14 protein-coding genes are annotated in these 20,595 nt (G+C 65.4%); 10 read left to right on the forward strand and 4 right to left on the reverse strand.

What is annotated here, in order from left to right; genetic code table 11:
- Positions 1-183: 183 nt before the first annotated feature.
- Complete coding sequence (locus tag KDW96_RS17345) at positions 184-1,182, reverse strand: methyltransferase (RefSeq protein ID WP_255837464.1); 999 nt, start codon at positions 1,180-1,182, stop codon at positions 184-186.
- 27 nt (positions 1,183-1,209) lie between these two features.
- Positions 1,210-2,175 carry a 2-hydroxyacid dehydrogenase gene (locus tag KDW96_RS17350; RefSeq protein ID WP_255837465.1) on the reverse strand — a complete coding sequence of 322 codons (966 nt, stop codon included), beginning with the start codon at positions 2,173-2,175 and terminating at the stop codon, positions 1,210-1,212.
- 78 nt (positions 2,176-2,253) lie between these two features.
- Here KDW96_RS17350 and KDW96_RS17355 point away from each other — a divergent pair, with 78 nt between their 5' ends.
- Positions 2,254-2,883, forward strand: a complete 630-nt coding sequence (locus KDW96_RS17355; protein WP_255837466.1) for a LysE family transporter — start codon at positions 2,254-2,256, stop codon at positions 2,881-2,883.
- A gap of 68 nt (positions 2,884-2,951) precedes the next feature.
- Here the strand turns inward: KDW96_RS17355 and KDW96_RS17360 are convergent, their stop codons facing one another.
- Entirely contained in the window at positions 2,952-4,127 is a 1,176-nt protein-coding gene (locus tag KDW96_RS17360; RefSeq protein ID WP_255837468.1) for an acetyl-CoA C-acyltransferase, read from the reverse strand.
- Between the two features lie 197 nt (positions 4,128-4,324).
- Here KDW96_RS17360 and KDW96_RS17365 point away from each other — a divergent pair, with 197 nt between their 5' ends.
- The 4 genes from KDW96_RS17365 to KDW96_RS17380 all read left to right on the forward strand — a co-directional run bounded on the left by KDW96_RS17365 (position 4,325) and on the right by KDW96_RS17380 (position 12,586).
- Positions 4,325-6,007: a fatty acid--CoA ligase gene (locus KDW96_RS17365; protein WP_255837469.1), complete on the forward strand. Its 1,683-nt coding sequence runs from the start codon at positions 4,325-4,327 to the stop codon at positions 6,005-6,007.
- A 229-nt stretch (positions 6,008-6,236) separates the two neighbouring features.
- Positions 6,237-8,147: a DUF1302 domain-containing protein gene (locus tag KDW96_RS17370; RefSeq protein WP_255837470.1), complete on the forward strand. Its 1,911-nt coding sequence runs from the start codon at positions 6,237-6,239 to the stop codon at positions 8,145-8,147.
- 31 nt (positions 8,148-8,178) lie between these two features.
- Positions 8,179-9,546 (forward strand): DUF1329 domain-containing protein, encoded by a 1,368-nt coding sequence (locus KDW96_RS17375; protein ID WP_255837471.1) that lies wholly within the window; start codon positions 8,179-8,181, stop codon positions 9,544-9,546.
- 298 nt (positions 9,547-9,844) lie between these two features.
- Entirely contained in the window at positions 9,845-12,586 is a 2,742-nt protein-coding gene (locus KDW96_RS17380) for a winged helix-turn-helix domain-containing protein (RefSeq protein WP_255837472.1), read from the forward strand.
- Positions 12,587-12,601: 15 nt separating this feature from the next.
- Here KDW96_RS17380 and KDW96_RS17385 read toward each other — a convergent pair whose 3' ends face one another.
- Positions 12,602-13,495, reverse strand: a complete 894-nt coding sequence (locus tag KDW96_RS17385; RefSeq protein WP_255837473.1) for a metal-dependent hydrolase — start codon at positions 13,493-13,495, stop codon at positions 12,602-12,604.
- A 276-nt stretch (positions 13,496-13,771) separates the two neighbouring features.
- Between KDW96_RS17385 and KDW96_RS17390 the strand changes: the two genes are divergently transcribed.
- The 5 genes from KDW96_RS17390 to KDW96_RS17410 all read left to right on the forward strand — a co-directional run bounded on the left by KDW96_RS17390 (position 13,772) and on the right by KDW96_RS17410 (position 20,590).
- Positions 13,772-14,791, forward strand: coding sequence for an AraC family transcriptional regulator (locus KDW96_RS17390; RefSeq protein WP_255837474.1), 1,020 nt, complete (start codon positions 13,772-13,774; stop codon positions 14,789-14,791).
- Positions 14,792-14,794: 3 nt separating this feature from the next.
- The gene (locus KDW96_RS17395; RefSeq protein ID WP_255837476.1) at positions 14,795-15,442 is read left to right on the forward strand and encodes an MBL fold metallo-hydrolase; all 648 of its coding nucleotides are present in this window, start codon (positions 14,795-14,797) and stop codon (positions 15,440-15,442) included.
- A gap of 59 nt (positions 15,443-15,501) precedes the next feature.
- On the forward strand, positions 15,502-16,167 hold the full coding sequence (locus KDW96_RS17400) for a YiaD family glycine zipper/OmpA-like lipoprotein (protein ID WP_255837477.1): 666 nt from the start codon (positions 15,502-15,504) through the stop codon (positions 16,165-16,167).
- A 149-nt stretch (positions 16,168-16,316) separates the two neighbouring features.
- A complete protein-coding gene (locus tag KDW96_RS17405) occupies positions 16,317-16,973 on the forward strand; it encodes a YiaD family glycine zipper/OmpA-like lipoprotein (RefSeq protein WP_255837478.1) in 657 nt (218 codons plus the stop codon).
- A gap of 170 nt (positions 16,974-17,143) precedes the next feature.
- Positions 17,144-20,590 (forward strand): CHASE domain-containing hybrid sensor histidine kinase/response regulator family protein, encoded by a 3,447-nt coding sequence (locus KDW96_RS17410; protein WP_255837479.1) that lies wholly within the window; start codon positions 17,144-17,146, stop codon positions 20,588-20,590.
- The last annotated feature ends 5 nt before the right edge of the window (positions 20,591-20,595 follow it).

Consider the following 20,595-nt stretch of genomic DNA (forward strand, 5'->3'; position numbering starts at 1 on the left):
AGGTCTTGTCAAACCGCAGGCCCCGCTGAGTGGGCCTTGGGTCGCGCGCGCCATGGTCGGTTGACCAAGTATGTTGACGCGTGCCGGGCGAGCGACCGTTGGCGCTGCTCGCGGGAGACTACTCCCCTAGGACGGGCGCATTCTGCCCAAGCCGGCCGGCTTGGGCAAGGCGGCTTGGCATCCTCAGCGCTTGCTCGCCCGGTAGATGCGAAAGCCGTTGGCCTCGGCCAGGGTCTGGCAGACCCCGAGGTGCTGCTCGATCAGGGGCGGGTACTTGAGGAAGCTGTTGGCCACCAGGCGCAGCTGGCCGCCCTGTTGCAGATGCTGGCCGGCCTGGCGCAACAGCTGTTCGGTGGCCTGGTAATGGGTGTGCACGCCCTGGTGGAAGGGCGGGTTGCTGAGGATCGCGCTCAGCGCCTTGGGCGCCGCATCGATGCCGTCGCCGCTGATCACCTCGGCCTGCAGCCCGTTCGCCGCCAGGGTCAGGCGGCTGCTGGCCACGGCAAAGGCGTCGACATCCAGCAGGGTCACCTGGCTATCGGGGTAGCGGCGCTTCAGGGCGGCGCCGAGCACGCCGGCGCCGCAGCCGAAATCGAGCAGGTGGCCGCCTGGCAGCCGCTCCAGATGCTCCAGCAGCAGGGCGCTGCCGGTGTCCAGGCGGCCGTGGCTGAACACGCCAGGCAGGCTGACCACTTCCAGCGGTCCATCCGCCAGCGGCAGGCTGTAGTGCCGGGCCAGGCTTTCCAGGTCGGGGCTGGCCGGCGTCTGATCCACCTGCACCTGCCACAGCTGGCAATGCCTGGCACTGTCGAGTTTGCGAGGCTTGCCGAAGACCGTCAGCTGTTTGGCCGCGCGCTCGATGCCGGCACGTTTCTCGCCGACCAGGAACAGTTGGCGACCGGCCAGGCGGGCGGCCAGGGCGGTGAGCAGGTAGTCGGTCAGTTCACGGGACTTCGGCAGGAACAGCACCGCCGCATCGAACCCGCGCTCAGGCGGGCTTACGCCGAACTGGCTGCGCCCGGTGAAACGGGTCTCCAGGGCCGCCTGGTCGCCGGCATGCCAGCTCCAGCCGTGCGCCTCGGGCAGTTGGCCGAGCAGGTCGTCGGCCGGCAGGCCGGCCAGCAGGATGGGGCCGGCAAAGAGTTCGGCCTGGCGCAGCAGCACTTCGCTTCGCGGGTCCATAAGCGCTCCTCGAAAAAGCCGCGCAGCTTAGCCGACTACCCGGCGCGGCGCACCGGCGAAAAAGGCCTGGGCGTTCTCGGCCATCTGCATGACGATGCGCTGGCGCGCTTCACGGCTGCCCCAGGCACTGTGCGGGGTGACGATCAGGCGCGGAATGTCGGCAGCCAGCAGGGGATTGCCGTCCCGCGGCGGTTCCTGGGTCAGCACGTCGGTGGCGGCGCCGCCCAGGTGGCCGCGGCGCAGGGCTGCGGCCAGGGCCTGTTCGTCGACCAGGCCGCCACGGGCGGTATTGATCAGAAAGGCGCCCGGTTTCATCAGGCCCAGCTCGTACTCGCCGATCAGGTTGGCCGTCGCCGCGGTCAAGGGGCAGTGCAGGGTCAGGGCGTCGACCTGGGGCAGCAGCTCGGCCAGCGGCAGACGATCTTCCCGCGGCGGGCGGCCCGGCAACTGACCGAGCAGCACGCGCATGCCGAAGGCCTCGGCCAGGCGGGCCACCGCGCCGCCCAGTTCGCCGTGGCCGAGCAGGCCGAGGGTCTTGCCGTCCAGTTCGACGATCGGGTGGTCCAGCAGGCAGAACTGCTGGGCCTGCTGCCAGCGTCCGGCGCGGATGTCCTGCTGGTAATCCGGCAGGCGGGTGGCCAGCGCCAGCAGCAGCATCAGGGTGTGCTGGGCCACCGACGGCGTGCCATAGCCCTGGCAGTTGCTGACGGTGACGCCATGGGCGCGGGCGGCGGCCAGGTCGATGTTGTTGGTGCCGGTGGCGGCGACCAGCACCAGTTGCAGGTCGGGGCAGGCAGCAAAGGTGGCGGCGTCCAGCGGCACCTTGTTGCTGATCGCCACCTGGGCGCCCTGCAGGCGCGCGATGGCTTGCGCGGGCGTGCTCTGGTCGTGCAGTTGCAGGGCGGTGAGGCTCTGCTCGAGCGGCGACAGGTCGAGGTCGCCGAGGTCCAGTGAACTGTGGTCGAGGAAGACCGCGCGGCGGCTGTTGCTCATCAGCTGTACCTTTTTAACTGTTGCGGGTGGGCGTAATGTGGCGAGCCTAACAGACACAACGGACGTCGCGGAGGCCCCATGTATTGGACTGAATTTTTGACCGTGGCGCTGATCCACCTGCTTGCGGTGGCCAGCCCCGGCCCGGATTTCGCCATCGTGGTGCGCGAAAGCGTGGCCTATGGACGCCGTGCCGGCATTTTCACCGCCCTGGGGGTGGGCTGCGGCATCTTCGTTCACGTGGCCTATTCGTTGCTCGGCATCGGGCTGATCGTGTCGCAGTCGATCGTGCTGTTCAATGCGTTGAAGTGGCTGGCGGCGGCCTACCTGCTGTATATCGGCATCCGCGCGCTGCGGGCCAGGCCGGCCGACCCGGCCAGCGCCGAGCTGCAACTGGCGGCTGGCGCACGGGCACCGCGTGCGGCCTTTGTCACCGGGTTCGTCACCAACGGCCTGAACCCCAAGGCCACGCTGTTCTTCCTCTCCCTGTTCACCGTGGTGATCAATCCCCACACGCCGCTGAGCGTGCAGGCCGGCTATGGCGTCTACCTGGCGCTGGCGACGGCGCTGTGGTTCTGCCTGGTGGCCATGCTGTTCAGTCAGCAGCGCGTGCGCGCCGGTTTCGCCCGCCTCGGTCACTGGTTCGACCGGCTGATGGGCGCCGTGCTGGTGGGCTTGGGCGCCAAGCTGGCGCTGAGCGAACTGCACTGACGGCTGGTTCTGCGCCGACGAAAAGCCCCGCTCTCGGCGGGGCTTTTTTGTGGGCGCTCGGTCGCGCCTTACAGCAGCTCGACCGCCACGGCCGTGGCTTCGCCGCCGCCGATGCACAGCGAGGCCACGCCGCGCTTGCCGCCGGTGTTGTTCAGCGCGTTGATCAGGGTCAGGATGATCCGCGAGCCGGTGGAGCCGACCGGGTGGCCCTGGGCGCAGGCGCCGCCGTAGATGTTGACCCTGGCGTGATCCAGACCGTGTTCGCGCATGGCCAGCATGGTGACCATGGCGAAGGCCTCGTTGATCTCGAACAGATCGACCTCGTCCTTGCTCCAGCCGGTCTTGTTGAACAGGTTGCGCATGGCACCGATCGGCGCCAGGGTGAACTCGCTGGGGTCCTGGCTCTGGGTCGCGTGGCCGACGATTCGGGCCAACGGCTTGAGGCCGCGTTTGGCGGCTTCTTCGGCGGTCATCAGCACCAGCGCCGAGGCGCCGTCGGAGATCGAGCTGGCATTGGCGGCGGTGATGGTGCCGTCCTTGCGGAAGGCCGGCTTGAGGCCGGGAATCTTCTCCAGGTTGGCGCTCAGCGGCTGCTCGTCGTCCTTCACCAGCACTTCGCCCTTGCGCGTGCTGACGCTGACCGGGACGATCTCGGCCGTCAGCGAACCGGCCGCGATCGCCGCCTGGGCGCGCTTGAGCGACTCGATGGCGTAGGCGTCCATCGCCTCGCGGGTGATGCCGTACTGGTCGGCGGTGTCCTGGGCAAAGGCGCCCATCAGGCGACCGCTGCGGGCGTCTTCCAGGCCGTCGAGGAACATGTGGTCCTTGATCTCGCCATGGCCCATGCGCAGCCCGGTTCTCGCTTTCTCGAGCACGTAGGGGGCGTTGGACATGCTTTCCATGCCGCCGGCCACCATCACCGAATTGCTGCCGGCCTTGAGCGCGTCGAAGGCCAGCATCACCGCCTTCATCCCCGAGCCACAGAGCTTGTTGATCGTGGTGCAGCCAGCGCTGGCGGGCAGCCCGGCATTCAGCGCCGCCTGGCGGGCCGGACCCTGCTTGAGGCCGGCCGGCAACACGCAGCCCATCTGCACCTCCTGCACGTCCTGCGGTTGGATGCCGGCCCGGCTGACCGCTTCGCGAATGGCGACGGCGCCGAGCTCGACGGCGGACACGCCGGACAAGCTACCCTGGAAACCGCCCATGGGCGTGCGTGCGCCGCTGACGACTACGATATCTGTCATGTTCGTTACCTTTTGCAGTGCTGTTGGTGATTCGGGTTTTGTTCGGCGAGATATCTTCTGCCTGGATGCCTAATATGACTATTTGCATAATTGTGGTCATGTGAAGATTCATCCTTTTGACTGATTTGTGCGTCAGGCTGGCGTCCTAGAGTCACTGTCATCCGAATCCGATACGACTGCAGACAAGGTGCCTTCCCATGTTGCAAACCCGCATCCTTCCGCCCGCCACCAACGCCTATCAATATCCCCTGCTGATCAAGCGCCTGCTGCTTTCCGGCGTACGCTACGAGAAGACCCGGGAAATCGTGTATCGCGATAGCCTTCGCTACAGCTACGCGACCTTCAACGAGCGCGTCGCGCGCCTGGCCAACGTACTGAGCGAGGCCGGCGTCAAGGCGGGGGACACCGTGGCGGTCATGGACTGGGACAGCCACCGCTACCTCGAGTGCATGTTCGCCATCCCCATGCTCGGGGCGGTGCTGCACACCATCAATATCCGCCTGTCCCCCGAACAGATCCTCTACACCATGAACCACGCCGAAGACCGCTTCGTGCTGGTCAACAGTGAGTTCGTGCCCCTCTACAACGGCATTGCCAGCCAGCTGACCACGGTCGAGAAGACTTTGCTGCTGACCGATGGCGAAGAGAAAACCGCCGACTTGCCGGGCCTGGTCGGCGAGTACGAGCAACTGCTGGCGGCCGCCGGCAGCAGCTATGAGTTTGCCGATTTCGACGAGGATTCGGTGGCCACCACCTTCTACACTACCGGCACCACCGGCAACCCCAAGGGCGTCTACTTCACCCACCGCCAGCTGGTGCTGCACACCCTGTCGATGGCCACCACCGTCGGCAGCCTGGACAGCATCCGCCTGCTGGGCACCGACGACGTCTACATGCCCATCACCCCGATGTTCCACGTGCACGCCTGGGGCATCCCCTACGTGGCGACGATGCTCGGCATCAAGCAGGTGTACCCGGGGCGCTACGAGCCGGAGATGCTCTGTCGCCTGATCAAGGAGGAGAAGGTCAGCTTCTCCCACTGCGTGCCGACCATCCTGCAGATGGTGCTCAACGCGCCGGGCGCCCAGGGCCACGATTTCGGCGGCCTGAAGATGATCATTGGTGGCAGCGCGCTCAATCGCGCCCTCTACGATGCCGCCAAGGCCCGCGGTATCCAGCTCACGGCCGCCTATGGCATGTCCGAGACCTGTCCGCTGATTTCCTGCGCCTATCTCAGCGAGGAGCTGCTGGCCGGCAGCGAGGATGAGCGCACCATCTACCGGATCAAGGCCGGTGTGCCGGTGCCGCTGGTCGAGGCCGCGATCATGACCGCCGACGGCAAGCTGCTGCCGGCCGATGGCGAGGCCCAGGGCGAGCTGGTGCTGCGCGCGCCCTGGCTGACCCAGAGTTATTTCCGCGAGGAGCAGAAAGGCGAGGAGCTGTGGGAGCACGGCTGGCTGCACACCGGCGACGTCGCCACCCTCGACGACATGGGCTTCATCGACATCCGCGACCGTATCAAGGATGTGATCAAGACCGGCGGCGAATGGATTTCCTCGCTGGAGCTTGAGGACATGATCAGTCGTCATCCGGCGATTCGCGAGGTGGCGGTGGTGGGGGTGCCCGACCCGCAGTGGGGTGAGCGTCCGTTCGCCTTGCTGGTGCTGGCCGAGGGGCAGGAACTGGACGCCAAGGGCCTCAAGGCGCACCTCAAGCCGTTCGTCGAGCAGGGGCACATCAACAAGTGGGCGATACCCACCCAGATCGCCATTGTTACCGAAATTCCCAAAACCAGCGTGGGCAAGCTGGATAAGAAACGCATTCGCGTGGACATCGCCCAGTGGCAGGCGGCCGGAAGCGAGTTTCTCTCCACCCTCTAGGTCCCGGCCAATCGACCTTAGCGAAGTGACTCATCAGTCAAACAAGCGTTTGGCTTGTTAATTGCTCTCTCCAGTGCATTCTTGGTTTTTCGCAAGGCGGACCGAACGGTCACAAGCGGCGAGCCAGAGTGCCTGGGGGCTGCAAATCACACTTTCGAGGGATCAAGCAGCGCATCCCGCTGGATATAGTCCGCACCATCCATAACAAAAAACACATGGAGTAGCGTCGATGACAAAGACACAACCGTTCTGGCGCCTGGCAAAACTGCCGCTGGCCGTCAGCCTCGCATCTACCCTCGCCGCACCGGCATTCGGCGTTACCTTCAACATCGGCGAGATCGAAGGGCAATTCGACTCCTCGCTGTCGGTCGGTGCCAGCTGGTCGGTGCGCAGCGCGGACCCGGATCTGATCGGTTCCAACAACGGCGGCGACGGTCTCTCCCAGACCACCGACGATTCGCGCCAGAACTTCAAGCGCGGCGAGACCTTCTCGAAGATCTTCAAGGGCATCCACGACCTCGAGCTGAAGTACGGCGATACCGGCGTATTCGTGCGCGGCAAGTACTGGTACGACTTCGAGCTGAAAGACGAGAGCCGCCTGTTCAAGGACATCAGCGACAGCAACCGCAAGGAAGGCGCCCAGGCATCCGGTGCCCAGCTGCTCGATGCCTTCGTTTACCACAACTACGACCTCGCCGATCAGCCGGGCAGCGTGCGCCTGGGCAAGCAGGTGGTGAGCTGGGGTGAAAGCACCTTTATCCAGAACAGCATCAACTCGATCAACCCGGTCGACGCCTCCGCTTTCCGCCGTCCCGGCGCGGAGATCAAGGAAGGCCTGATTCCGGTCAACATGTTCTACGTGTCCCAGAGCCTGACCGACAACCTGTCGATGGAGGCCTTCTACCAGCTGGAGTGGGACCAGACCGTTGTAGACAACTGCGGCACCTTCTTCGCCCAGCCGGACATCATCGCCGATGGTTGTGACAACAACTTGGCGGTGCTTAGTAACAATCCCGCGGCGGGAGCTGGCATCAACGGCACTTTGGGGCTCTTGGGGCAGTCTCAATTTGCTATCCAGCAGTCCAGTGAAGGCGTTGTTATCCCGCGCAGAGGCGATCGTGATGCTCGCGACAGTGGCCAGTTCGGGACGGCCTTCCGCTATTTCTCGGAGCAATTGGACACCGAGTTCGGCGCCTACTTCATGAATTACCACAGCCGAACGCCCGCGTTCAGTGCCACAGGCGCCAGCCAGGCTGTTTATACGATTGCCAATTCAGCCCCGTTCACCACGAGCCCAGCTTTGGCTCAGCTAAGACCATTGTTGGTAGCAGGCAACTCGAGTTATTTCCTCGAGTATCCTGAGGATATTCAGCTCTACGGCCTGAGCTTCTCCACCACCCTGCCCACCGGCACCGCCTGGAGCGGTGAGGTCAGCTACCGGCCCAACGCGCCGGTGCTGCTGAATACCACCGATATCCTTTTCGCTGGTGTAAACCCGCTTGGTGGCCTGTTCGGTAATGCTTCTCTGATCGATGGTCAGCCTGGGCAGGAAGTGAACGGTTACCGCCGCAAGGAAATCACCCAGTTCCAGACCACCTTCACCCACTTCTTCGATCAGGTCATGGGCGCCAGCCGTCTGACCCTGGTCGGCGAAATTGGCGTGGTGCACGTAGGTGGTCTGGAGGACTCCAGCGATCTGCGTTACGGTCGCGATCCGGTCTTCGGCCCAGGCCCGCTGCCGGCTACTCAGGTTGGCCCTGGCACCTTTATCAATACTTGCAGCGCGCTCAACGGCAGCACCCTGGGCACCGCCAGCCGCGAGAACCAAACCAAGTACTGTGAAGATGATGGCTTCGTCACCAGCACCTCGTGGGGCTACCGCGCTCGCGCCATCTGGGATTACCCGGACTTCTTCGCCGGCGTAAACCTGCGCCCGAGCGTGTCCTGGTCCCATGACGTCGACGGCTACGGCCCGAACGGCCTGTTCGGCGAAGGCAACAAGGCCATCAGCCTGGGCCTGGATGCCGAATACCAGAACACCTACACCGCTGGCCTGGCTTACACCGACTTCTTCGGCGGCAAGTACAACACGTCGATCGACCGTGACTTCGTTGCGCTCAGCTTCGGTATGAACTTCTAAGCGGTCAGGAAATTTGAGGAAGACTATGTCCATGAAAACAACAAAAGGTCTGTTGCAAACCGGCGCCCTGACTCTGTCGCTTATGGCCTGCAGCGTGATGGCGGCCGTATCCCCTGAGGAAGCGGCCAAGCTGGGCACCACCCTGACTCCGCTTGGTGCCGAGATGGCCGGCAATGCCGATGGCTCCATTCCTGCCTGGACCGGCGGCCTGCCGACCAATGCAGGCACCGTCGATGGCGCCGGGTTCCTGTCGAACCCGTTCGCCAACGAGCAGCCGCTGTTCACCATCACTGCGCAGAACATGGAGCAGTACAAGGACAAGCTGACCCCGGGTCAGCAGGCCATGTTCAAGCGCTACCCGGAAAGCTACAAGATGCCGGTGTACACCACTCATCGTTCGGCCACGGTGCCGGACAATGTTCTGGAGGCAGCCAAGCGTAACGCGGTCAACACCAAACTGGTGGAGGGCGGCAACGGCCTGGAAAACTTCGACCAGGCCAACCCCTTCCCGATCCCGAACAATGGTCTGGAAGTGATCTGGAACCACATCACCCGCTACCGCGGAGGCAGCGTCAAGCGCCTGGTGACCCAGGCGACTCCGCAGTCGAACGGCTCCTACAGCCTGGTGTACTTCCAGGATGAGTTCACCTTCCGCAGTGCCCTGAAGGATGCCGACAGCAGCAAGCCGAGCAACGTGCTGTTCTACTTCAAGCAGCGCGTAACCGCGCCGTCGCGTCTGGCCGGTAACGTGCTGCTGGTGCACGAGACCCTGAACCAGGTCAAGGAGCCGCGCCTGGCATGGCTGTACAACGCCGGTCAGCGTCGTGTGCGCCGCGCCCCGCAGGTGTCGTACGACGGTCCGGGTACCGCCGCCGACGGTCTGCGTACCTCGGACAACTTCGACCTGTACAACGGTGCGCCGGATCGTTACGAGTGGAAGCTCAACGGTAAGAAGGAAATCTACATTCCTTACAACACCTACGAGTTGGACTCGCCGAAGCTGAAGTATGACCAGATCATCAAGGCTGGCCATATCAACCAGGACCTGACCCGTTACGAGCTGCACCGTGTATGGCACGTGACCGCGACCCTGAAGTCGGGCGAGCGTCACATCTACGCCAAGCGTGACTTCTTCATCGACGAGGACACCTGGCAGGCCGCAGCCATCGATCACTACGACGGTCGTGGCACCCTGTGGCGCGTAGCCGAAGCCCATGCCCAGTACTACTACGACAAGAAAGTGCCGTGGTACACCCTGGAGTCCCTGTATGACCTGCTGTCCGGCCGTTACCTGGCCCTGGGTATGAAGAACGAAGAGAAGACTTCTTATGAGTTCGACTACCCGGCCAAGGAAAGCGACTACACCCCGGCGGCCCTGCGTCAGGCTGGCGTTCGTTAATCACGAGCGCAAGCCGGTGGCGGCCCGAACCGCTGGCGAGTTAGCCAAACCGTTCGCGTCGTGAAAACAGAAAATGCCCGTATCGCGAGATACGGGCATTTTTATTTTTTGGGCTACGGCGCGGAGGGCTTTTCCGCTTCTATACGGCACACGATTGTTGTCACCGTAGCGTGAGTCGGTGCGCAGCGATTGCAAAGAATTGTTAAGAAGCGCGGAGCGGGCTTCAAATGGGGAGAGCAAGGGACTAGGCTGCTGAGCAAGCGTGCCTATAGACCCCACTCTTCCTAGAAACCGGGTAATGACTGATCTGTCCAGTTCTCATAGTTTCGCGAGTCCGACGACGCCCGCGGCTGACGGTCACTTCTACCGTCCGCCGCTGCCGACCGGCCATGTCCTGCGCCCACGCCTGTGCGAGCGCCTGGCCGACGGCTTGTCCGGACGCCTGATATTGGTCAGCGCCCCGGCCGGCTTCGGCAAGAGTTCGCTGGCCATCGAGTTCTGCGAACGACTGCCGGAGCAATGGCAGAGCCTCTGGCTTGGCCTGAGTCGCCGCGACAGCGAACCGGGACGCTTTCTCGAGCGCGTGCTCAGCGGCTTGCAGCAGCTGTTTCCAGGGTTGGGGCGCGATGCCCTGGGGCTGCTCCGGTTGCGCCAACGGCACCAGCCGTTCGCCTACGAAGAATGGCTGGATGGCCTGCTCGACGAGCTGGCGCTGAGGCTCGACCCCGGCAGTCCGGTGCTGCTGGTGCTGGATGACTATCACCTGGCCCAGGGCGCGGTGCTGGACCGCTGTCTGCAGTTCTTCCTCAATCATCTACCGGCGGGCCTGTTGTTGCTGGTGACCAGTCGCTTGCGTCCGGACTGGCACCTGGCGCGCCTGCGCTTGTCACGGCAGCTGCTGGAATTGCAGGAGCAGGATCTGCGCCTGACCCCCGAGGAAGCCGGCGAGTTGTTGTCCAGCCAGGGCGTGCGCATGGCCCAGGACGAGCGCGACGACCTGCTTCAGCGCAGCGAGGGCTGGGTGGCGGGGCTGCGCCTCTGGCTGATCGCGGCGGGCGAGACGGCTGCTGCCGACGGCGGCGTGGCTCGGCCCCACGGCGCCGAAGGGTTGATCCGCGACTACCTGCTGGAGGAGGTGATCGAGCGACAGCCGGTCGAGGTGCGGGCTTTTCTATATGAAACCGCGTGCCAGGAGCGCTTCTGCGCAGAGCTGTGCGACGCCATTCGCGAGGCCCACGACAGTGCCGCCGTGCTTGCTCACCTGCAGGCTCACCAGGTGTTCCTTGTGCCCCTCGACGAGCAGGGCCGCTGGTTTCGTTACCATCATCTGTTCTCCGATCTGCTGCGCGCCCGCCCCGAAGGCGGCCAGACCGCGGGGCCGGCCAGCGCTCACCTGCGCGCCTGCCGCTGGTTCAGCGCCCAGGGCATGCTCGACGAGGCGATCGAGCAGGCGCTGCGCGCCGGCCAACCGGATGTCGCCGCCAATCTGGTGCAGAGCCTGTCCGAGGAACAGTTGCTGGCCGAGCAGAACGTGGTCACCTTGCTGCGCTGGAAGATGGACCTGCCCGACAGCCTGCTGGCCAGCACGCCCCGATTGATCGTCCTGTATAGCTGGGCGCTGGCCATGGCCTGTCAGCTGGATGCGGCAGAGGAGCTGGTCGGCCACCTGAGTCGCTTCCTGCCCGCACCCTCGGCGGCCGAGCAGCAGAACCTGTTGGCGCAAGGTCAGGCTCTGCATGGGATGATCGCTCGCGGTCGTGGCGAAAGCCTTAACGCCCAGCGCCACTGTGCCGAGGCGCTGACCGGGCTGCCGGCGGAGCGCTACGGCCAGCGCCTCATGTGCTTGTCGACCCTGGCCAACCTGGCTGTCGTTCACGGTGATCTGTGGCGCGCTCGCGGCCTCAATCGCGAGGCCCTGGAGCTGGCGCAACGGGTGGGGAATCCGCTGTTCGAGGCGCTGGCTCACTATGACCGTGCCCGGGTGTTGCAGGCCCGTGGCGAGGTGCTGCGTGCCCTCGATGAGGTGCGCCAAGGGCTGGAGCGCCTGCGCGGGCTGCCGCCGCAGCGTCGGTACGCCGTGCGCGCACGCCTGACCTTGTACGAGGGGTATCTGCTGAACCTGCGCTTGCAGCCGCAGCTGGCGCGCCAGCGTCTTGCGGCAGGAATTGCCGAGGCGCGGGCCTGCCGCGACGTCAGTCTGTTGATCGGCCACTGCGTGCTGGCCAGCCTGGAGGGGCGCGACGGCGCGCTGGCCGAGGCCTTCGCGCGACTCGCCGAGGCGGAGCGGCTCATGCATATCTGGGACGTACCGCCGATCTACTACCTGGCGATGATCACCCTGACCAAGTGCGAGCTGTGGCTGCGCCAAGGCCAGAGCGAAGTGGCGGAGGCCTGGCTGGTGCGCCTGGCCGAGGCATACAGCGGTGAGCAGCCGGCCGCAGCGCCGGAGTTCAATCCGCAGTTGGCGCTGTATATCGAGCTGCAGCAAGCAGCGCTTGAGCGTAGTCAGGGGGATTTGGTCGCGGCCGAGCGACGCCTGCGAGCCCTCAGCCAGCGGGCGCAAGTCATGGGTGGCCAGTTGCTGGGTCTGAACGCCCAGGCGCAGCTGGCCGCGCTGCTCTTGTCGAGTGGTCAGGCGCGCGAGGCCCAGCAGCAGTTGATGACTGCCCTGCAGATGGCTTCGGGCGGGGTGCTTTCACCGTTTAATGAGCTATTGACCAAGCATCCGGACTGGTTGCGCGAGCAATTGCTGACGCAGCCGGCAAGCCCGCAGCACGAGGCGTTGCTGGCCTTGCTGCCGACGGCGCAAATACCCGCGGCCAGTCCCGAGCAGGCTGTCGTGGTGGAAAACCTGAGCGCCCGCGAGCTGGCAGTGCTGCAGCTGATCGCCCAGGGCTGCTCGAACCAGCAGATCAGCGACAGCCTGTTCATTTCCCTGCATACGGTGAAAACCCATGCCCGGCATATCAACAGCAAGCTGGGAGTCGAGCGGCGGACCCAGGCGGTGGCGCGGGCCAAGAGCCTCGGCCTGCTGGCCTGATGCCCGTGGCGCCGGCTAGGTCAGGTCCAAAATGCTTGCTTCACTAGGCGGTCTGTCGGACAGCTGAGCCGGGACGGCGGCAGTCCTCTGCTGGCTGTCGAATTCAGTTCGTGTGCGCTGGAGCAACTCGCGGCTATCGTGCTGCCAGGGGTGGAAATCTCGGCGGAAGAAATCCCGGTACGGACCGAGCAGGGGCCGGAACACGCCCTGCCGGCCCCACATCCAGCACAGGCCGTCGCGCCAGACCCGCCAGTTCCACAGCAGGCCATCGCGCTTGAGCATATGGATCAAGCCGCGGCTGGTGTCGAGGACAAAGAAAAAGGTGCTCAGCAACATGGCGCGGCGCAACAGCTTGCGGCTGCCGCAGACCTGGCTGTAGACATCGAAGGCCACGGCCTTGTGTTCGGTCTCCTCCAGCGCATGCCAGCGCCACAGGCGCACCATGCCCGGGTGCGCACCCTCCAGGTGTCGGGGATTGCTCAGCAGGCCAGCGGCCATGATCGCGGTGATATGTTCCAGCGCTGCGGTGGCGGCCAGCTGTCGCTGCGGCGAAAAGCGCTTCCGGACATAGCGGATCCTCGCCTGGGCGGAGCGTTCCAGGTGGCTGATGTCGTAACCGAGGCCGCGCAGGCGCTCGCTGTAGACCTGGTGCTCGCGGCTGTGATGACCCTCCTGGCCGATGAAACCACGGATCTGCTCGAGCAGCAGCGGATCACCGATCTGCTCGCGAAAATGGCGCACCGATTCGATGAAGAACCGCTCGCCATCGGGGAACAGCAGCGACATGGCGTCGAACAGGTGACTCCTGAACGCGTCGCCGCCATGCCAGTGGCGAGGCAGTGGGTCGGGCAGGTTGAAGTCCGGTTGCCGTGGGTGGATGCGCAAACCTTCCGGAGTGGTGCTGGCCATGCTGGCTCCCTCAGCTGACGGGCTGCTCGTGCTTTCACTATCGGAGCATTGGTTGACGGGGCACAGGTTCACTGCTGCCAATGTTCCGGTCATATCCGGCCACCCTGGTGCTTCCCCTTGTGCCAGGTCCCTCGGGGCGCGCTGGCAGCACGGCGTGATGCGCGTTGCCCCGGCTAAGCGGGTGTCAATCTATTCGATTGCTGGGCACTGGATCGCAGGGGTATCTTCTGGCCATCGCGAATCAGGTCCGATGTGGCCAGCGGCGGATAACTGACCATGACAACTCCGCTCAACTTCACGAGCGAACTGGTACCCGTAGCCTATGCGGCGGCTTTGCTCGAGCTGGCCGAGGCGTTCGGTGCGACGCGTCGCGAGCTGTTCGCCGAGGCGCGGGTGAGGCCTGGTGTGCTGGAGAGCCCCCGGGGCCGGCTGTCCATTCTCGAATTCAACCAGTTGGCCAGCTGCGCGCTAAGGCGCTGCAATGAGCCCGCCCTGGGGCTGCTGCTGGGCCAGCGCCTGAATGTCTCGAGCCACGGCATTCTCGGCTACGCCGTACTGGCCAGCGCCAACCTGGGCAAGGCCATCGAGTTCGTGCTCAAGTACTACCGGGTACTGGGGCTGACCTACGAACTGGAGTTGGTCGAGCAGGGCGAGCGCATCGAACTGCGGGCCAGGGAGTCCCTGCCGCTCGGCCCGCTCAGTCGTTTCGCCGGCGAGGCCTTGTTGGCCAGCCTGCACGGCATCGCGTGCTTTCTGCTCGGCAAGCCCTTGGGCGAGGTCGAGGTCGGCTTCGTCCATGCCGCGCCCCCTTATGTCGCGCGTTACGTCGAGCTTTTCGGCGGGCCGGTGGCGTTCCAGCAACCCTACCTGCGCCTGAGCATGCCCGCGGCCTATCTGGCGCGGCCCATGGCCCTGGCCAACCCGGCTACGGTGCAGATGTGCGAGCGGCAGTGCGAGGCGCTGCTGGCCGGACTGGACGTGGAGGATCCCCTGCTGACCCGGGTGCGGCGCCTGCTGCTGGCCCGCCCCGGCAACTTTCCGGACCTGGACGGTGCCGCGCTGGCCCTGCACATCAGCGGCCGTAGCCTGCGTCGGCATCTCGCCGGGATGGGCGTCAGCTACCAGCAGCTGCTGAACGAGGTGCGCAAGGAGCTGGCGCAGCAGTATCTCAGCGGCACGCGTCTGCCCCTGTACGAGATCGCCGAGTTGCTGGGATTCAGCGACCCCTCCAACTTTCGCCGTGCATTCAAGAAATGGACGGGTAAGCTACCCAGCGATTACCGCATTGAGGAGTAACCGATGAGTGCTGCCGCTTCCCCCGCCCTGATTCGCGAGACCTTTCCTGTCGGCCCGCTGCAGTGCAACTGCACGATCATCGGCGATCCGCTGACCAAGAAGGCGATCGTGGTCGATCCGGGCGGCGACCCCGAGCTGATCATGGCGCGCCTGGAGGCCCACGGCCTCAAGGTGGTCAGCATCATCCACACCCATGCCCACCTCGATCATTTCCTCGCCTCCGGGCAGATGAAGGAAAAGACCGGGGCCACCCTGCACCTGCACAAGGAGGATCAGTTCCTCTGGGACAACCTGGAGATGCAGTGCCGCATGTTCGGCGTGCCCTATACCCCGGTGCCGGCGCCGGATCAGTGGTTGGCCGACGACGAGGCTCTGGCCTGCGGTTGCGGCGTGGCGCTGCACACGCCGGGGCATACGCCGGGGTCGATGAGTTTCTGGTTTCCCCAGGACAAGCTGCTGATCGCCGGCGACACCCTGTTCAAGCGCGGCATCGGCCGCACCGATCTGTGGGGGGGCGATTACTCGACCATCGAGCGCTCGATCAAGCAGCGCCTGTACCGGCTCGACGAGGATGCCACCGTGGTCACCGGACATGGCGCCGATACCCGTTTGGGCGATGAGATGCGCGAGAATCCGTTTGTCCGCGCCTGAGGGCGGCTGACGGGTCGCTGGCTAGACTGAAGGTTGAGCCATTCCCAGGAGGGATCGTCATGCCCAGTTCGCGTCTGATACTCACCTGTTGCTGCGCCGGCCTGCTGCTGGGCTGCGCCTCCCAGAATCCCTACGACGGCCAACCCAGCAGCAACAAGACGGCGACCTATGGAGGCCTCGGCGCGCTGGCCGGGGCGGTGGCCGGGGCGGCGATCAGCCATGACAACCGCGGCAAGGGCGCGTTGATCGGTGCCGCCGTGGGCGGGGCGGCAGGGGCCGGCTATGGCTACTACGCCGACAAGCAGGAGGAGGAGCTGCGCCGCAGCATGGCGGGCACCGGGGTGCAGGTGGCGCGGCAGGGCGACGTGATCCAGCTGGTCATGCCCGGGAACATCACCTTCGCCACCGATTCGGCGGAGATTGCCGGCAGCTTCCACGCGCCGCTGAACAACCTGGCCAACTCCTTCCGCCAGTACCCGCAAAACAGCATCGAAATCGTCGGCCATACCGACAGCACCGGCTCCCAATCTCACAACATGAGCCTGTCGCAGCGTCGCGCGCAGAGCGTGGCCAACTACCTGATCGCCCAGGGCGTCGACCAGACACGCCTGAGCACGCGCGGTGCGGGCCCCGATCAGCCGCTGGCGAGCAATGCCACGGCCGAGGGACGGGCGCAGAATCGCCGGGTCGAGGTGAACCTGCGTCCGCTGCCCGGCGCGCAATGACTCTTGTTTCGACCCGCCCTGGCTTGCGGTATCTCTCATCACGCATTGACCACGGCTGCTAAGCTGGCACGGAACTTCGAGGCGCCTGGCGCCTCGAACACCTCTGCGCGCGCTCAAGACGTGCAGAACTATTGAATAAGGACGTATCCATGAAGAACTGGCGTAACCTGACCGCTCTGACAGTCGGCCTGACCCTGTTGGCTGGCTGCACCACCAATCCCTATACCGGCGAGCGCGAGGCCGGCAAGGCGGGGATCTACGGCGGCGTCGGCGCGGTCACCGGAGCGGTGATCGGCGCGGCGACTTCGAGCAAGAAGGACCGCGCCAAGGGTGCGCTGATCGGCGCGGCCGTCGGCGGCGCGGCCGGTGGCGGCTACGGTTACTACGTCGATACCCAGGAAGCCAAGCTGCGCCAGACCCTGCAGGGCACCGGCGTGCAGGTCCAGCGCAATGGCGACGACCTGAAGCTGATTATGCCGGGCAACATCACCTTCGCCAGCAATTCGGCGGATATCTCCAGCGGCTTCTACCCGACGCTCAACTCCCTGGTGACGGTATTCAAGGAGTTCGACAAGAATGGCGTCGACATCGTCGGTCACACCGACAGCACCGGTTCGATGGAGTTGAACCAGAACCTGTCCAATCGCCGCGCGCAGAGCGTCGCCTCCTACCTTTCGGCCAACGGGGTGACGCCGGCCAGGATTTCTGCCTACGGCGCCGGACCGAACCAGCCGATCGCCAGCAATGCCAATGAGGCCGGCCGGGCGCAAAATCGCCGCGTCGAGATCAACCTGCGTCCGCTGTAAGCGAGCGCAAACCGGAAAGCCCCGCCCGTGCGGGGCTTTTTTGTGCTGTCGATTTGTCGCCACGGGACCCGGCGCCGGATTCCTGACTAGACTGCCTCCTTGAACGTTGCAACGTGCTCACACCTTTCTGGGTGCGAGCTTGGTGGGCAGGAAAGGACTCAGGAGAGGTCATGGATGGCGTGACGCGTTCCATTCCCCCCAAACCCTGGCTGGCGCTATGGGTCACCCTGGCCCTGTTGCTGGGTTTGGGCGGGCTGATCGTCTGGCAGTGGCAGGTCCTCGAGGCGAGCAGCCAGCAGGAGGCCCGACAGCGCTTCCAGCTCGAAGCGCAGGACATCGGCGAGCGCATTCTCCATCGCATGGCTGCTTACGAAACGGTGCTGCGCGGCATTTCCGGGCTGATGATCGGCAGCCAGCACGTTTCCCAGGGCGAGTGGCAGCGAGCCGTTGCTCAGCTGCAGCTGCAAGATCGCTATCCGGGCATTCAGGGGCTGGGTTGGGGGCGCTACGTGCGCGACGGCCAGCTCGATGACTTCCTCGCCGGCGTCAAGGCCAGCGGTCGCGAGAACTACCAGATCTTTCCGCTCGGGCCCCGCGAGGAGTACGTGCTGATCGACTACATCAGCCCGCTGGACTGGCGCAACCGGCGCGCCCAGGGTTACGACATGTTCAGCGAACCCTTGCGCCGGGAAGCGATCGAGGCGGCCCTGGGCAGCGGTGATGCGGCCCTTACCGCGCCGGTCATCCTGGTGCAGGAAACCCGCGCCGACGTGCAGGCCGGCATGCTGCTCTATCTCCCGGTGTTTCGCCACGGTCTGCCGCGGACCACCATGGCCGAACGACGCGAGGCGCTGCTCGGTTTCGTCTACGGTGCCTTTCGCAGCCTGGATCTGATGGATGGCATCCTCGGCCCGCAGAGCCGCCTGTTCGAGATCGCACTCAGCGATCGACAAGCCGGTCGGCCGCTGCTGGACGCGCAATCGGTGCTGGCCGGTGCGCAGCCGCAGTTCAGGCACGCCATCGAACTGCCGTTGTACGGCCGCATCTGGGGCCTGGAGGTCAGCAGTACGCCGCAGTACGAAGCCTCCCTGGCGCGGCGCAACATGAGCTTCAGCCTGTGGACCGCCCTGGCCGCGGCGGGCCTGCTGGCCGCGTTGGTCGGCGGCTACCTTTACCTGCGCGAGAGCCAGTTGTTCGTCAGTGAGCGGACGACCGAGCAGTTGCGCGAGCGCGAGGAGCGATTTCGCCTGGTGGTCGAGGCCTCGCCCAATGCCATTGTCCTGGTCGACAGCCAGGGCCAGATCGCCATGGCCAACCAGCAGGCCGAGCAGCTGTTCGGCTATTTGCGCGCCGAGCTGCTCGGCCAGCCGGTGGAGCTGCTTCTGCCCGAGCACCAGCGCAGCGCCCACCTGCCTTCTCGCCGCGGCTACCTGGACCGGCCCGAGCCGCGGCGCATGGGCAGCAACCGCGAGCTGTTCGGCCAGCACCGCGACGGTCGGCTGATTCCCCTGGAGGTCGGCCTGTCGCCGTTGCGCAGCGGCGCCGATAGCCTGGTGCAGGCGGTGATCATCGACATCAGCGAGCGCAAGGAAGCCGAGCAACGGCTGCGCGACCAGGCGGAGCAGCTGGTACTGGCCAACCGCTACAAATCCGAGTTCCTCGCCAACATGTCCCACGAGCTGCGCACGCCGCTCAACAGCATCCTGATCCTCAGCGACCAACTGCGGCAGAACGGTGTCGGCAACCTCACGCAGAAGCAGACCCAGCACGCCGACATCATCCACCGGGCCGGCAGCGACCTGCTGCAGCTGATCAACAGCGTGCTGGATCTGGCCAAGGTCGAGTCCGGTCGCTTGCAGCTAAAACTGGAGTCGCTGGACCTGCACGAGATGCTGGAGGAGCTGGACGCCAGCATGCGACCGATGGCCGAACTCAAGGGCCTGTCGTTGCGCGCACTGGTGGAACCCGGGGTGCCGCGGCTGATTCACAGCGACCGGGCGCGCCTGCAGCAGATACTGCGCAACTTGCTGTCCAACGCGGTGAAATTCACCGAGCACGGCGAGGTGCGCCTGACGGTGGCCTTGCAGCCCGCCGCCGCTGACGACCAGCCGCAGCGTCTGAGCTTCAGCGTGCGCGACACCGGCATCGGCATCGCTGCGGAGCAGCAGGCACAGATCTTTCAGGCGTTTCAGCAGGTCGACGGTTCGGTCAGTCGGCGTTTCGGCGGCACCGGCCTGGGCCTGGCGATCACCCGCCAGTTGGTGCTGGCCTTGGGCGGCGAGGTGGCCGTGCAGAGTGAGCCGGGGCGGGGCGCGTGCTTTACCGTGAGCCTGCCGCTGCAGTCGCCGGGAGCCGCGGCCGGTGATGTGGCCGAGGCGCAGCCGCAGCGTCAGGGCGTGGGGCCCGCGGTGCTGATCGTCGAGGACAATGCCAGCTTTGCCTCGGTGCTGGCCGAGGCGGCCCACGCCCATGGTTTTTCCAGCCTGTGCTGCGGCACCGGCCTGCAGGCGCTCGAGCTGTTGCGCCACGAACGCTTCCGCGCGGTGATTCTGGACATCCTGCTGCCGGACATCAGTGGCTGGCAGCTGTATCGCCAGCTGCGCGGCCAGGCCGAGCACCGTGACACGCCGGTGCACATCATCTCCAGTGCGCCGCAACCGGCCGACTGGAATGACGACGGCACCCGCTACCTGGTCAAGCCGATCAACCGCGAGGACCTCGAGCGGGTCTTCGCCGAGCTTCAGGGTGGCGACCGGACGGAAGTCCCGGCGTTGCTGCTGGTCGAGGATGTCGCAGTGGAGCGTGAGCGCTACAGCGAACATTTGCAGCAGCTGGGTTTCGTGGTGGTCAGCTGCGCCAGCGCCGGCGAGGCGCTCGAGGCTTATGCCGAGCGTCAGTTCGCGGCGCTGGTGATCGACCTCGATCTGCCGGATATGGACGGCTTCGACCTGCTCGAAACCCTCGACCGGCGTACGCCCTTGAAGGGCACGCGGGTAGTGATCAACACCGGCGTGGATATCACCCTGCTGAGCCTGCAGCGGTTGCGGCGCTATTGCGCGGTGGTGGTGCGCAAGCAGGGGGAGGATCTGCAGGCGCTGAGCCTGGCCGTGCAGGGCTTTCTCGGCGAGGTGCGCGCGGCCAACCAGGAGCTGGCCAGCGCCTGCGCACCCGTTACCGGCTCCCTGGCCGGGCGCCGTGTGCTGCTGGTGGACGATGACGTGCGCAATGTTTATGCGCTCACCGCGCTGCTGGACGCCGCGGGGATCGAGGTCAGGGCGGCCAAGAATGGTCTGGAGGCGATCGCGAACTACCGACAGGAAGGCACCGAGCTGATCCTGATGGACATGGCCATGCCCCACATGGACGGCTACAGCGCGACCCGGGAGCTCAAGCAGGCGCATGGCTGCACGGTGCCGATCATTGCCCTGACCGCCCACGCCATGAAGGGTGACCGGGAAAAATGCCTGGCGGCCGGGGCCGACGACTACCTGGCCAAACCGGTCAGCCGCGATGAGCTGTTGACCATGCTGGACCGCTGGTTGAACCAGCCGGCCCAGGTGGCGGCGGGTTCGCCGGCAACGGCCGCCGATCAACCCTGGGGCGCTGGCGTCCGCTAGTCATC

It is taken from the genome of Pseudomonas benzenivorans, from assembly GCF_024397895.1.
In the GTDB taxonomy this organism is placed as follows: domain Bacteria; phylum Pseudomonadota; class Gammaproteobacteria; order Pseudomonadales; family Pseudomonadaceae; genus Aquipseudomonas; species Aquipseudomonas benzenivorans_A.